Genomic DNA, 14,234 nt, shown 5'->3' on the forward strand with positions numbered 1-14,234 from the left:
AGGGCGTTCGCTGCCTCGCCTGGTTGCGCTCCTGCTGATCGTCTCTGCCCCCATGGGATGGGCGGTGCATCAGCACCATGTCAGCGGACGGTACAGCATCGGCACCAGCATTGACGGGATGAATCTTCAGAAGGCGAATAATTCGGAGTTCCTCAATCGCTATCCGCCCGCTCCCGGAGGTTCGCTCGATCAGTTCGATTCGGAGTTGAACCAGGGTCTCCATTTCGATGATGAGTGGAGCTTCAATGACTATCACCAAAGAGAAGCACTTCACTATTTAATGGCGCATCCGGGTGAGACGGTTCGCGGCGACGTACGGAAGGTGTACGTCTTCTTCTTTTCCGTAGAAAAATATGGCTCAAGCCTCAATCACGGCATGATGCAAGCAGCCGAAACCATTGGTCTTGTACTGTTCCGGCTGATGCTCTGGGCCGCCATTGCCTGTGCCGCCTATATCCTGTTTGTGCCAACGGAGCGAGGGGTGCCATTGCGCCTGATGGGCTGCATTTTCCTTGTATTAGTAGCAGCGTGCGCCTTTCCCTATATCGTAGGTTTTGCCTATACGCGGCACGCCAGCATTCTTATTTACCCCGCAGCGCTGATGTGCTGCAGGATGCTGACCGAAGAAGATTCCCAAATCTGAACTGTGGGCCATATCTAGTATGACGCTGCTCTAAATTTGCTCCAACACAGTGGATTACTATACTGATAGTCTCTTTTCAGGAAACGAACTCCGAAAATCTATGTCTTCAAACAGCTTTCAGATGCGATATTCGCGCATACACAATATGCGGTCTCTCTTCAGCCTCTTTTCGAGCGACCTGGCCATCGATCTCGGCACGGCCAATACCCTTGTGTATGCACATGGCAAGGGCATTATCGTCAACGAGCCGTCGATCATCGCGGTGAACAAGATCACCAATGAAGTCGAGGCCGTCGGCAAAGAGGCCAAGGAGATGCTTGGCCGCACGCCGGGCAATATCGTAGCCATCAAGCCGATGAAAGACGGCGTCATCGCCGACTTCCGCCATACGGAAAAGATGCTGAACTACTTCATCCAGAAGGCGCACAACCGCAAGATGATGGTGCATCCACGCATCGTCATCGGCGTCCCCAGCGAGATTACGCAGGTGGAAAAACGCGCCGTCATGGACTCGGCCTACCGCGCCAAGGCCAGCGAGGTTCATCTGGTCGAACAGGCTATGGTCGCCGCTATCGGTGCTGGTCTTCCCATTACGGAGCCGGGTGGAAACATGGTCGTCGATATTGGCGGCGGGACGACGGACATTGCTGTGATCTCGCTGGCGGGCATCGTCTATTCGCGCTCGGTGCGCATGGCCGGCAACCAGATGGACGAAGCCGTGATGACCTATCTCAAGCGCAAGTACAACCTGCTGATCGGCGAACGTACCGCTGAGCAGATCAAGATCTCGCTGGGTTCGGCGTTTCCGCTGGACAAGCCGATTGAGATGGAGGTCAAGGGGCGCAACCTGATCGAGGGCGTGCCGAAGACCATCACCATCGAAGATTCCGAGATTCGCGAGGCGCTCAGCGAGTCCATCTCGACCATCATCAACGCGATTCGCGTGGCCCTGGAGCGGACTCCTCCGGAGTTGTCTGCCGATATCTCCGACCGCGGCATCGTCTTGACCGGCGGCGGCGCTCTCATCAAGAACCTCGACAAACGCATCCGCGAGGAGACCGGCCTTCCTGTCTCCATCGCCGACGATCCGTTGTGCTCCGTCGTCCTTGGGACCGGAAAGATGCTCTCCGACTTCAAGCTGCTGCGCAAGATTTCAATCGACTAATTCATTCTGGGAAATAGAGCGGTGGCAGGGATGATTACTGCCACCGCTTTTTATGGGCTGATACCGGCTAAGTCGTCGCAGGCGGGTGGGTCAGGCTGACACGAATGCGATCGATGCGGCGGTCGGTGCTGGCCAGGACTTCCAGCCGCAGGCCGTCTTCTTCGACGACCTCACCGGGCAGCGGAATATGTCCTGCCATCTCCGAGACGAGGCCGCCGACGGTAGTGGACTCATAGTGCCCGGGCAGGTGCAGTTCGGGCAGCTCTTCCCTGCTCTCCCGCTCGACGAACTCCTCGGCGTCTGCCGACTCGATGTCTTCGGCAGGCCGGGTCGAGTCGCCCAGTTCATCGGCAAAGAGGTCGCGTAGCCGGGAGATCTCGAAGCCGCCAGAGACAAGGTAGGAACCACCCTCTTCGCGGACGGGGATGTCATCGTCCTCAGCGGTGTCGTGCTCGTCGGCGATCTCGCCCACGATGGCTTCGATCAGGTCTTCGATCGTGACCAGTCCTGCTACGCCGCCGTACTCGTCGATGACGATGCTCATGTGCTGCTTCTCGCGCTGCATCTCGCGCAGCAACTCGGCGACCCTCTTCGTCTCCGGCACAAAGGCCGCCGGGCGCTGTAGCTGGGCAACACTGCGGGAGCTGGCCTCGCTGTCTGGAATCTGCAGCAGGTCGTGCGCGAAGATGATGCCGGTAATGTTATCAAGCGAGGCGGAGTAGACAGGTACACGCGAGAAGACGTGCTTCGCAATCTCGTCGGTAAAGCGCTCGAGGCTCATGCTGCCGGGCACGGCGAAGATCTCCGGGCGCGGCGTCATGACCTCGTGCACCACCTTGTCGCCGAATTCGACCACCGAGCGCACCAGCTCGCGGTCCGACTCCTCAAGAATGCCTTCTTCCTCTCCCGCTTCGAGCAGCGCCTCCATCGCCTCGGATGGATGCTCCTCTTCCTGCGCGTCCTCCGGCTCGGCCAGCGCGGCGATCGAAAGCAGCAGCCCCAGCAGAAGCGTGACTGGAAGAATGAGATAGAACAGCGCCTGCAGGAGATACCGGATGCGGGCGATCCACAGGCCGCGGGTGCGGGTAAAGAGGATTTGCGGCAACAGGCGGTCGAAGATGAGGATCAGCAGGATGATCTCGAAGATCGCCAGCGCAATCTCCGACCCGCTGGGGCTGCGCGCAAGCGTTGGCCGCAGAGGCGTAGTGGTATAGAGCCGCAGCCCCATCACCAGCGCAATCGCAGCCACGCTGAGCTGGCGCAGGACGGAGGCCGAGAGCGCGACCGACTCGCGGCCAAGCCGCAGCTTCGGCTCGACGAACTGCTCCCACACATCGATGTTGTCCTGGTACTCGCGGGCGAGAAACTTGCCCATCTCCGAGTAGACGCGATCCACATACGCGGCCAGCGTCAGGATGACGAGCAGCACGGCAAAAATGATGAAGTAAAGAGGAGTCATGGTTTCCTCCCACGGTTCACTCGCTTCTTCGTTGTAGATACCCGCTCGATTAATGTGATGGGCAGACGCAACTCGCGGCGAAGCTCGGCCTCTCGTGCGGCCATCTCGCCATCGTCGGTCTCGTGATCCAGGCCAGAGAGATGCAGCAGCCCGTGCAGCAACAGGATGCGAACCTCATCGCGCAGCGTGTGGCCAAAGGCCGCAGCCTGACGAGCGGCGGTATCGAGCGAGATGGCCAGATCGCCAGCGTGGCCGTAGGGATTTTCGGCTGCGGGAAAACTCAGCACATCGGTGGCCTTGTTCTTGTGGCGAAAGGTCTTGTTCAGGCTGCGCAGCGTGGCATCGTCGGCCAGCAGCACCTCGACGTCGCCCCGCAGGCCGACCGCCTCGCGGGCGCGGTTGAGGAAACGCGTCAGGCCGGACTTCGAAAGCTCAGAAGCATCGGGATGTTCGATGTTGATCATCGTGCCTGGCTCTCTCCCGAGCGGGTATAGACGCGAACGTAGTCGACCAGCATCTTCTGCGGGAACTTCGTCGTCGCGTCGGGATTTCCCGGCCACGCGCCGCCCACGGCCACGTTCAGGATGATGAAGAACGGATGGTCGTAGACCCACTTCGTGCCCGGAGGAAGATCGGCTGGCGTGCGCTCGGCGACAAGGTTGTTGTCGAGAAAGAACTTAATGTCGTTCGGCGCCCACTCGACCGCATAGAGATGGAAGCCGGTATTGACGGCCTCTCCGGCAGGCAGAGGATATTTCTTCGAGATGCCGTGGGCTCCGCTGTAGCCCGGCCCATGCAAGGTGCTGTAGCTGATGGAAGGCTCCCCGACGTTCTCGAAGATATCGATCTCGCCGCTCTTCGGCCAGCCGACCGAATCAATGTTATTGCCCAGTAGCCAGAAAGCAGGCCAGATTCCTTTGCCCAGCGGCAGCTTGATGCTGGCTTCGAAACGTCCGTACGCCTGTGAGAACAGGCCCTTCGTCCGAATACGGGCCGAGGTGTATTGACGGGCAACGCCGTCCGCTCCGGTGTAGTTCTCTTTCCGCGCTGTGATGACGAGATCGCCGTTCTTCTGCTGCACGTTTGCCGGACGGCTGGTGTAACTCTCCAACTCGTTATTGGGGTTCTTTCCACCGATATCAAACGACCACTTCGCCGGATCTGGAGCAGAGCCTTTCCCGCCGCTGAACTCGTCGCTCCATGAGAGCTTCCATTGCGGCGAGGTCGAAACCGTAGTCTGCGACTGTGCCACAGCAACGCCGACGAACGATAAAGCCAGACAGCCCAGACATGCATGGCGGAGCGATCGCGTCAGACCGGACTTCCACTTCGAGGGAGCGGCGGCGGCGTTGGGGAGTGTACTTGGGGGTTCGATGTCGATCATCGTAGAAGGAAAAATCAGCAGGGCTGGTGAGAGCCCCTGCTGATAATGGTATCGCATCCACCTTTCGACGGCGTTTATTGAGGCTTGGGTGTCGCCTGTGCAGACTGCGCGGGGGCCGTGAGGCTTGCATCTGTCAAAGCGGCATCACCAATGGGCAGCGGCAGTTGCTGCTGCGCACGGCCATAGCTGTCGTAGGCACGCACGATGCGCTGCACCAACTGGTGCCGCACCACGTCCACATCCTCGAAGTGACAGAAGCGGATGCCTTCCACGCCATCGAGAACGTTCAGTGCTTCCAGCAGCCCCGACCTCTTCGGGTTGGGCAGGTCGGTCTGGGTCAGGTCGCCGGTAATGACCGCCTTCGAGTTATTGCCCATGCGCGTGAGGAACATCTTCATCTGTTCCATCGTCGTGTTCTGCGCCTCGTCCATGATGATGAAGGCGTCGTTGAGGGTGCGACCGCGCATAAACGCCAGCGGTGCCACCTCGATGACATTGGTCTCCAGCATCTTGTCGACCTTGATGGGATCGAGCAGATCGTAGAGTGCGTCATAGAGCGGGCGCAGGTATGGATCGACCTTCTCCTGCAACGATCCGGGGAGAAATCCCAGTCGTTCGCCAGCCTCGACCGCAGGGCGTACAAGGATGATGCGGCTGACCTTCTTCGACATCAGCGCCGAAGCCGCCATAGCGACTGCAAGATAAGTCTTGCCTGTACCGGCAGGCCCCACGCCAAAGACCATATCGCTTTGTTCGATGGCCTCGACGTACTTTCGCTGATTGGGCGAGCGCGGCTGCACCATGCGCTTCACCCCGGCGGAGCGCTGCTTGCCGGAGTCGACCAAGGAACGCAGCGTGACCGAAGGATCGGCGACAACGAGCTTCAACATACCGTTGAGTTCGCCATTAGAGAGGTTGACACCTGATTTGCGAAGAGAATCAAAATCCGAGAAAACGCGTTCGACCCGGTCGATACTGGCAGCGTCTCCGGTCACCTGGATAGCGTCGGAACGAAGGTCGATCGTGACGTGAAGACCATCTTCGAGCAGCTTGAGGTTTTCGTCGCGGGTCCCGTACAGGGGCTCAATGCCGGGAGTGATTTCCATGGATTTTTTCATCAAGAAGGACGCTGACCTCCGTCAGGGAATGCCTGGTTATTGGATGCTCTGGGTTTGGATAGGTTGTGGGGTCGAAAGAGGCACAAGGCAAGGAAGGAGGATGCTTTGGGTACTGCGACCGGGATGGCTGAAGTTGCCAATCGTGTGCCGAAGATGGGCACAGAGTAGAACCGCGACGCGGGTCGCGTCAAGTGGTAAATGATGAATCTTGAAAGATTAAGAGCCAGCGGCGTATCAGACCGGAACTATCTCCTGCATGCGATATAAAACCGGGCAAGTTATTTCTTATTCCCATGCAATTACTTACCGCTTTTACAGATTCAAAACCAGCCTGAACCGGAGGTGCGCCCGTAAAGCTACCTCCTCCATGATTTATGGGGATCATCGGTGTTCAAAGTCATGGGCATCTACGTGCCTGTCTCAACCATGGTGCTTACACCTCGCGAGGCTCCCCTCCATGAAACTTGGCTTGCGTTTTCTTGTTCCCTTCTTCTGTCTGGTTGGTTTTCTGACCGCTGGACCGGTCGCTCATGCTGATACGTTCGACTTTGAGGCAAGCGTCCCCAGTTTTGGATGGACAGGCGGCGGCATCCTGACCGCAGTCGCCGATCCAAATATTGCAGGCGCTTTCGACATCACTAGTGTCTCCGGCTACTTAGGTCCGAACATAATCAGCCTTCTGCCCTGTACAACGTACGATCCGAACAACCCTTGTGGCAGCGCCGGCCCCAACAGTTTCTTCTACATCAACCTGCTTTACCCTGACGGCGCCCCTCCTCTCGGGATCCAGGCTTTGGGAAGCATCGGCCTCGACTTAGGAAATGGCCTAGAAGGTGTTTTCTTCGCCTCAAGCAGCCACCAGGTGAGCTTAATTACCAATCTTCCCCATGACAATGGCCGACTCGGCAGCTTTTCGATTGTCCCTGAACCCAGCAGCTTCATTTTGCTGGGCACCGGTCTGCTCGGTGTGGCGGACATCGTGCGCCGCCTCAGAGGCTGAACTGAGCGAGGGAGATCTAGCAGCCGGATCAGTTATTCTTGACCATCCCGCCAGAGTTCCGTAGACTTAGAGATTGCAGGGGATGGGTCGGGCTGTGTTGATAGCCAGCCTCCGGCCTGCATCCTAAATTCCCCGCCAGAAGACGGGTTAGAGAAAAGAGTTCAGTAATGGCAAATCATGTTTCCTCGTTGAAGCGCGCACGTCAGACCGTAACCAAGACCGCGATCAACCGCGCCAACAAGAGCAAGCTGCGCGGCACCCTTCGCACCCTGCGCGAGGCCATCGCCGCCGGCGACGCCAAGACGCTCGGCGATGTTTATCGCTCGACCGTTTCGGTGCTCGACAAGAGCGTCCAGAAGGGCGTTCTACACAAGAACACCGCCAGCCGCTACAAGAGCCGCCTCAACGCCCGCGTCAAGGCTGTTGCGACGACCAAGGCTGCCTAAGCTTTATTGTTTTAAATTCAAAAGATCATCAGAGGGCTGGCTTACGGGATGACCGAGGCTGGCCCTTTTATTTGGTCCCATCGCCCTCACCTCCGGGTGTCTGCTCCCCCGGGAGCGTATAGAGAGTCGGACGTTTGCGCGGCTGTTCTGGCTGGGCATCGCCCTCCGCCGTGGTGCTGACCGCTGGTTGAGTCGCAGCCGGGGCGGTCACAGGGACACTGGTCGCCTGTTGCACCTTCGGTACTTCTGGCTGGGCTGCTGGGGCAGGCTCGCTCGGCGCTGGACCTGCCGCTGCCGACTCAGGCGATGGCTCGGCAAAATCGATTGGCAGAGCGTCGTCCTTGGGAATCAGGGCTCGCGCCTCTTTTACGTCATCCTGATCTTTCTTGCTGAGCGGCGGCAGCGGAAAGATCTCAAGAGCATTCTCGCGCACGACGGCGAGGCCCATCCCATCAGGGGAGAGGGCGAAGTTCTGACCCGCTCGTGCCACCGGGGAGCAGTCGACGTGAAAGACCTGTTTTCCGCTTTCTATCTGATACACAACGACATTCTGCCCTGTGAGACCCGCCCCCGACCCCTGTTCGAGGTTCGCGACCGGAACATCCCCCATCACCCGTCCCAGAGCGAACCTCCCGCTCTCAGGAGCAAAGGTCAGAGACGTCGCCACATAATCGCCAAAGAGATTTTGCTCCCACATCTCGTCGCCACGCAGATTGAATCCGCCGAGCACCTGGGGCGAGTCGCCGGTATGGCAGCCGAACGCGATAAACTCGCTGCTGCTGACGAACCGGGGGGTGGGGTCGCAGGTCGAAGCGAAGGGCGCCAGCTCCTTCACCTTGCCGTTGAAGGGGTGAAAATCGAAGCCCCATTGCTGTTGTCCCTCATCGACAACGGCGAGATGCCCCGCGCTCATCGCCGCAAGGTCGCCAAAGTGGGTGGCATGAGCGATACCGGCCAGGTCGGCCTCCACCATGTCGCCTGTTCCCGGCAGCGCCAGTCGATAGAAGCTCAACGCCACCGGATCAGGATCTCCGGGCTTTCCGATGGGCTGGGGAGCAGGTTTGGGCGTCGGCCCAAACAGGGGTGCCGGGGCAGCGGGCACGGGCGGCGTGCGCTCCGCCGTTTCGAGGATCAGCAGATCGGCCCCGGGCGACAGCAGCACCACGCCGATCTGGCGGTTTGTCGTCAGGAAATCCTGCTGCCGGAAGGGCTGCCCGGAGGCCAGATTCGCCAGCGGCGCAAACGTCGTCAGGGTATCGCGGGTGCGGAGCAGAAACCGCCCATGACCCAGGCTCCACAGATACTGGCCGTTATCGTGAAAGCGCCAGTCCGTTCGTGCCAGTACGCGGCCCGAGGGCAACTCCACCAGCACTGCCTCCACGGTTCGATCTTCGTCGTCGGGGGGATCGTTGGGGATTCGCTCCATCAGCCGATGGACAGCAAAGGTAAAGAGGAGATGCTGGTTGTCGACATAGTTCACGGTCAGCATGGAGCTGCCGGATACCAGGAACTGGGGGGATTGAGGCTCGTAGCCGAGTGAATCCAGAGGAATACGAACCGCAGACCCGCTGGCCCGGGCAAAGAACGGGGCCGCAGCCAGCAAGACCAGAAGGGCCAGCCAAGGAAGCTGGCGGGGCCGTGAAGTCGCGTAAGTCCTGACGGGAACCGGCATGGCAGAGTCCGCGTATCCATCTTCATACAGCGCGCGTAGGTCTACTCTTTCACAGACGCATCGGAGACGCCAAGGTCTGCCTTCCGCAGCCGAATTTATAGTGGTTTTGCGCGTACTGGTGATACAAAGACTGAACAACGTCGAGGCATCGAGGCCCGGAGGAAAAACTGTATGTTGCAAGGACGGAAGATGAAATTTGTTCGTAAGACAGGCTTTGTGGCGACCGCCGCCATCATCGCGGCAGGCTCATGCGCCGCATTCGCGCAGACACCGGCGCCAGCACTGGCCACCGGTCAGCCGACCAAGGCCTATCTGCCCATCCCCGCTTTTGATACCTCATCCATCGACACCTCGGCTAATCCCTGCGACGACTTCTACAAGTTTGCCTGCGGCAAATTCGCGGCCAACCACCCCATTCCGCCCGATCAGGACGGCGTCGATAACTTCTATGCTCTCTTCAACGTCAACACCCAGCGGTTAAACGAGATCCTCACCAAGGCCGCGGAGGGTGGCGCGTCGCGCTCGCCCGAAGAGCAGAAGATCGGCGATTACTACAAAGCCTGCATGGATACTGACGCCATCAACGCCAAGGAACTTGCGCCGGTTCAGCCTCTGCTCGACGAGATCAACGCCGTCACCAGCAAGCGAGAGCTTCCCGCGCTGATCGGCAAATTGCAGCGCGTTGGCGTCGATGTGTTCTTCGGCTACGGCGAGCAGCAGGACCTCAAAGACGCCACGAAACAAATCGCCCTCATCCAGCAGGACGGCCTCGGCCTTCCGGAGAAGGACTACTATCTCCGCACCGGCGCGAAAGACGAGACCATCCGCCAGCAGTATGTTGCCCACGTCGCCAAGATGTTGACGCTCGCGGGCAGCACGCCGGAGCAGGCACAGAAGGATGCCGTCGCCATCATGGCGTTCGAGACCGCGCTGGCCAACGGCTCCCTGAGCGTCACCGATATGCGCGATCCTGAAAAGACCTACCATCTGCAGCCAATCGCAACCTTCGAAGCCAGCATTCCCGGCGTCAACTTTGGCGCGTTTGAAGAGGCCATCCACTCTCCACGGGTCAGCGAGATCAACAACGCTACGCCGCAGTTCTTTCCCGTGCTGATGGAACAGATTCGCTCTAATGATCTTGAGACGCTGAAGGCGTACATGCGCTACCACCTGCTCACCACCGTTGCCGGACGCCTCCCCAGCCAGTTCGATCAGGAGAACTTTGACTTCTATGGCCGCAAACTGCGGGGCCAGCCGGAGCAGGCTCCGCGCTGGAAGCGCTGCTCGAACTCCGTCGATGCCGCGCTCGGCGAAGCTCTGGGCAAGGTCTACGTCCAGCACTACTTCGCAGGCGATAGCAAAGCGCGCATGCTGCAGATGGTTAATGACATTGAGACCGCCATGAGCAACGACATCGAACAGCTCACATGGATGTCGCCCGAGACCAAGACCCGCGCCAAGCAGAAGCTGCATCTGGTCGCCAATAAGATCGGCTACCCGGAGAAGTGGCGCGACTACACCAAGCTCGAGGTAAAGCCTGACGACGCGCTGGGCAACTCGCTTCGCGCGAATTCATTTGAAAATGACCGCCAGCTCAACAAGATCGGCAAGCCGGTCGATCTCAACGAGTGGCAGATGACGCCGCCCACGGTCAACGCCTACTACGATCCCAGCATGAATAACATCAACTTCCCTGCCGGGATTCTGCAGCCCGCCTTCTACGATCCCAAGGAAGATGATGCGGTTAACTATGGCCACATCGGCGCCGTCATCGGCCACGAGCTGACCCACGGCTTCGACGATCAGGGCCGCAAGTTCGACGGCAAGGGCAACCTCACCGACTGGTGGACGCCCGAAGATGCGAAGAACTTCGAGGCCCGCACCGACTGCCTCGTCAACGAGTACGGAGGCTTCACCGCGGTCGATGATGTCAAGATCAACGGCAAGCTGACGCTCGGCGAAAACACCGCAGACAATGGCGGACTGGTGCTGGCCTACATGGCCTATCTCGAGCGCGCAAAGAAGGAAGGCATCGATCTGGAAGCGAAGAAGGACGGGTACACCTCGCCGCAGCGCTTCTACATCGCCTTTGCGCAGAACTGGTGCGAGAACTCGCGCCCCGAGAGCGTTCGCGCGCAGGTGCTCAGCGATCCGCACTCGCCTGATCACTTCCGCGCCAATGGAGCCATCGTCAACCAGCCGGGCTTCGCCGAAGCCTTCGGCTGCAAAAAGGGAACGCCCATGGTCCCGGTCGACAGTTGCCGAGTCTGGTAGAGAAGACTTAACGCATAACCAAGGGCATCGCGATTAACAATTGCGATGCCCTTGGTTTTGCAGAGGGAAAGTTTTTACCCGCGCAGGCTCACTGGCGGATGGTGTACCGCCGACAGCTTGTCATACGACGCCTGCGGCAGATCAAGAGCCGCGGCGGCAATATTCTCTTCCAGATGCTTTACCGAAGACGTTCCCGGGATGGGCAATATCACCGGAGAGCGTTTGAGCAGCCATGCCAGCGCGACCTGCAGCGGTGTCGCGTCGAGTTCGGTTGCTACCTCTTTCACCACTTCATGCGCCTCTTTCGCTTGCCCGAGTGGAGCCCAGGGCATGAACGCGATGCCGTTCTGCTCGCAGTAGTCGACGACGTAGTCGTACTCGCGGTCGGCGAAACTGAAGCGGTTCTGCACCGAGACAATCGGAACGATTTTGCGGGCGCGCTCGATGTGCTCGCGGGTGACGTTCGAGAGGCCGACGTGGCGGATCTTGCCCTGCTCGCGCAGCTTTGCCAGCGTCTCGACGGAGGCCTCGAAGGAGACAGCATTATCGGGGGCGTGTAGCTGGTGGATGTCGATGCGCTCCAGCCGCAGGCGCTTCAGGCTGCCCTCCAGCGCCTCCGTCAGATGTTTGGGGCTCGCGTTGTGGGTCCATTGGCCGGGGCCGGGGCGTTGCCAGCCGCCCTTGGTTGCGATCACCAGATCTTTGGCATAAGGATAGAGCGCTTCGGCGATCAGTTCTTCAGAGGTTCCCGGGCCATAGGAGTCGGCGGTGTCGATCAGATTAATGCCAAGCTCGGTCGTTCTGCGCAGGGTAGCAAGACACCCGGCTTTGTCGGCAGGAGGGCCCCATATTCCATCACCGGTGATGCGCATGGCTCCGTAACCGAGACGGTTGACGGTAAGATCGCCGCCGAGGGTAAACGTGCCTGCGGCTGCGACGGAGAGAGATTGCTCGTTTTTCACAGAACTGCTCCTGATTGGTCTTTGCGGTTGGGAGTGAGTGGGTACTAGTAAAATTCTTACTATCAGCTTATGCCCAGAAGTGCGGTTGCCGAAAGTCCAGGCGAAAAATTGAATCCAGAAGTAATTCGTGAGCAACTCGAGTCGATCGTTCAGGACCCCGCTTTTCGATCCAGTAAACGGTCCATTCAATTTCTAAGATATGTCGTAGAGAAGACCCTGAGTGGGGCTGCCGACCAAATTAAGGAACGAACGATCGGGGTGGAGGTCTTTGGGCGGCCGCCTTCGTACGATACCAACGAAGACCATGTGGTGCGGACGGCTGCCAGCGAGCTTCGCAAGCGGCTGGCCATCTACTATGGCGAGGAGAAGCACCGTTCTGAGCTGCGAATGAGCCTGGTGCCGGGGTCGTACATCCCTCAGTTCAAACTTCCCGAGCTCGCCGGGCCAATTGCGGAAACTGACGCCGGGATCGAAGGGGCGAACGGATTAGCTGCCGCGAGTGGAACTTGGGCCGAGCCGCATGATCCTCTCCTGGGTAGCGTCTCTACGGAACGAAGCCGAAAGGGGTGGTATGTCGCTTCAGCTTTGGTGATTGTGGCGCTGCTGATGGGGTGGTTTGGATATCTGTGGCTGCGTCCGAAGAGCGCTGAGTCTCTCTTCTGGAAGCCAGTGCTGGATACGCCGGGCGCAGTGCTCTTGGCGGTGGGTGATGTACCGAATGGGCCTCCGTCGTCGACAACAGGACAGACGACATTTTCGCTCCCGGTCATACATAAAGCCTCGTCTACGACGGTCCCCTTTGCCGATGCGGTGACAACGGCACGTGTGCTGGGAGAGTTGCAGGTGCAGGGCAAGAGGGTGATGATCCGGCGAGAGGAGGTCAGCTCCTTTTCCGACCTGCGGGAAGGGCCGGTGGTACTGATTGGCGCCTTCAATAACGAGTGGAGCCTGCGGCTGACACGAGAGCTGCGCTACAGCCTGGCGCTCGATGCGGAGAAGCATCTTATCTACATTAAGGACGCCAAGAATCCATCGCTCAGGACGTGGAGCTGGGCGACGGACAAGCCGACCGGCGATCAGGGGGCGGCGGGTGGACCTGCGCTGATGGACTATGCCCTGATCTCCCGTATATGGAACTCGGAGACCGGGCATGTCGTGATCGTGATCGGCGGTCTATATACCTATGGAACCGAGACCGCCGGGGAGTTCCTATCCGACCCACAGCTTATGCAGGAGATTGCGACGCAGATGCCCCGAAACTCGCACAGCAACCTGCAGATTGTGCTGGGAACGACCGTGACGGATGCGGTAGCCGGCCCGCCCAAGGTGCTTGCAGTCTCAACCGAGTAGCGTCGAAGAGGTTCGACCAAAGTTAAATTTAGAAAAATAAGCGATTGAAAATAAATAGCTTATACGATTCCTGACAGTCAGGAACCGTATCTGTCTATCTTTATGTCGCTTTCGCTCGATAGAAATCGCTTCGCATTAAATAACCTCCCTTTTCGCGTAATGAAGACGGAAACAGGGAGAGCTGGAATCCGGAAAGATTGAAACAATAGGTCATTTTGCCAGGGCAGATTTAGTCTGCCCTGGCTATTGAATGGCCCATCCTTGAGACCCTCTTCCGCGACGAAGCAAATTGAGGAGACCTTTAATGAAATACCTTTTGAAAAATGTTCTGTGGTTTGCCGTTCTTTGCGTCCTGTGCCTTGCGACGCCATATTGCGTCTTCGGGCAAGGGCTCGCCCGAATCTCCGGGACGGTGACGGACTCCTCGGGCGCGGCGATTCCCAATGCAACCGTAGTAGCCACGCGGCTGAGTACGGGAGACAAGACCACCGTCACCTCGAACGGAGCGGGCGAGTTTGTCTTCCCGTCGCTGGCTCCGGCCGAGTACAGCATCGGCGTAACCGAGACTGGGTTTACCGGGTTCCTGCAGAAGAGCGTCGTCCTGCAGGCCGATCAGTCGATTACGGTCAACGCGGCGTTGACCGTCGGCAGCGACGCCCAGGTCATCAATGTCGATTCCGCTCCCCCGCAGGTGGATACTACGACCGGCACGCTGTCGCAGGTCATCGACGAAAAGCGGGTGAACGACCTTCCTCTGAACG

General features: G+C 59.0%; 13 protein-coding genes. 7 read left to right on the top strand and 6 right to left on the bottom strand.

Going from position 1 to position 14,234, the window contains the following annotated elements:
* Together VMU57_RS17010 and VMU57_RS17015 are read left to right on the top strand one after the other, a co-directional pair.
* A partial coding sequence (locus tag VMU57_RS17010; protein WP_325385563.1) for a hypothetical protein occupies positions 1 to 643 on the top strand: 643 nt, incomplete at its 5' end.
* Positions 644 to 743: 100 nt separating this feature from the next.
* On the top strand, positions 744 to 1,808 hold the full coding sequence (locus VMU57_RS17015) for a rod shape-determining protein (RefSeq protein WP_121471746.1): 1,065 nt from the start codon (positions 744 to 746) through the stop codon (positions 1,806 to 1,808).
* Between the two features lie 67 nt (positions 1,809 to 1,875).
* On the opposite strand, the gene VMU57_RS17020 is transcribed toward VMU57_RS17015, so the two are convergent.
* From VMU57_RS17020 to VMU57_RS17035, 4 genes are read right to left on the bottom strand one after another with little or no spacing between them, the layout of a single operon-like run.
* Positions 1,876 to 3,267, bottom strand: coding sequence for a hemolysin family protein (locus VMU57_RS17020; protein ID WP_325385567.1), 1,392 nt, complete (start codon positions 3,265 to 3,267; stop codon positions 1,876 to 1,878).
* Positions 3,264 to 3,731 carry an rRNA maturation RNase YbeY gene (gene ybeY / locus VMU57_RS17025; RefSeq protein ID WP_325385569.1) on the bottom strand — a complete coding sequence of 156 codons (468 nt, stop codon included), beginning with the start codon at positions 3,729 to 3,731 and terminating at the stop codon, positions 3,264 to 3,266. The genes VMU57_RS17020 and ybeY overlap by 4 nt, the downstream gene beginning before the upstream one ends.
* Positions 3,728 to 4,708 carry a glycoside hydrolase family 16 protein gene (locus tag VMU57_RS17030; protein ID WP_325385571.1) on the bottom strand — a complete coding sequence of 327 codons (981 nt, stop codon included), beginning with the start codon at positions 4,706 to 4,708 and terminating at the stop codon, positions 3,728 to 3,730. Before VMU57_RS17030 ends, ybeY begins: the two co-directional genes overlap by 4 nt.
* 17 nt (positions 4,709 to 4,725) lie before the next feature.
* Entirely contained in the window at positions 4,726 to 5,772 is a 1,047-nt protein-coding gene (locus VMU57_RS17035) for a PhoH family protein (RefSeq protein ID WP_325385573.1), read from the bottom strand.
* A gap of 454 nt (positions 5,773 to 6,226) precedes the next feature.
* On the opposite strand from VMU57_RS17035, the gene VMU57_RS17040 reads away from it, so the two are divergent.
* Complete coding sequence (locus VMU57_RS17040) at positions 6,227 to 6,769, top strand: PEP-CTERM sorting domain-containing protein (protein WP_325385575.1); 543 nt, start codon at positions 6,227 to 6,229, stop codon at positions 6,767 to 6,769.
* 167 nt (positions 6,770 to 6,936) lie between these two features.
* Entirely contained in the window at positions 6,937 to 7,215 is a 279-nt protein-coding gene (gene rpsT, locus VMU57_RS17045; RefSeq protein WP_325385577.1) for a 30S ribosomal protein S20, read from the top strand.
* Between the two features lie 67 nt (positions 7,216 to 7,282).
* Here rpsT and VMU57_RS17050 read toward each other — a convergent pair whose 3' ends face one another.
* Positions 7,283 to 8,887, bottom strand: a complete 1,605-nt coding sequence (locus VMU57_RS17050) for a hypothetical protein (RefSeq protein ID WP_325385579.1) — start codon at positions 8,885 to 8,887, stop codon at positions 7,283 to 7,285.
* A 189-nt stretch (positions 8,888 to 9,076) separates the two neighbouring features.
* On the opposite strand from VMU57_RS17050, the gene VMU57_RS17055 reads away from it, so the two are divergent.
* Entirely contained in the window at positions 9,077 to 11,161 is a 2,085-nt protein-coding gene (locus tag VMU57_RS17055) for a M13 family metallopeptidase (protein WP_325385582.1), read from the top strand.
* A 74-nt stretch (positions 11,162 to 11,235) separates the two neighbouring features.
* Here the strand turns inward: VMU57_RS17055 and VMU57_RS17060 are convergent, their stop codons facing one another.
* Positions 11,236 to 12,123 carry an aldo/keto reductase gene (locus VMU57_RS17060; protein ID WP_325385585.1) on the bottom strand — a complete coding sequence of 296 codons (888 nt, stop codon included), beginning with the start codon at positions 12,121 to 12,123 and terminating at the stop codon, positions 11,236 to 11,238.
* A gap of 108 nt (positions 12,124 to 12,231) precedes the next feature.
* Between VMU57_RS17060 and VMU57_RS17065 the strand changes: the two genes are divergently transcribed.
* Together VMU57_RS17065 and VMU57_RS17070 are read left to right on the top strand one after the other, a co-directional pair.
* The gene (locus tag VMU57_RS17065) at positions 12,232 to 13,473 is read left to right on the top strand and encodes a hypothetical protein (RefSeq protein ID WP_325385587.1); all 1,242 of its coding nucleotides are present in this window, start codon (positions 12,232 to 12,234) and stop codon (positions 13,471 to 13,473) included.
* 304 nt (positions 13,474 to 13,777) lie between these two features.
* Positions 13,778 to 14,234: carboxypeptidase-like regulatory domain-containing protein (locus VMU57_RS17070; protein ID WP_325385589.1), on the top strand; the 457-nt coding region annotated here is incomplete at its 3' end.

The organism is Edaphobacter sp. (assembly GCF_035532915.1).
Taxonomy (GTDB): domain Bacteria; phylum Acidobacteriota; class Terriglobia; order Terriglobales; family Acidobacteriaceae; genus Edaphobacter.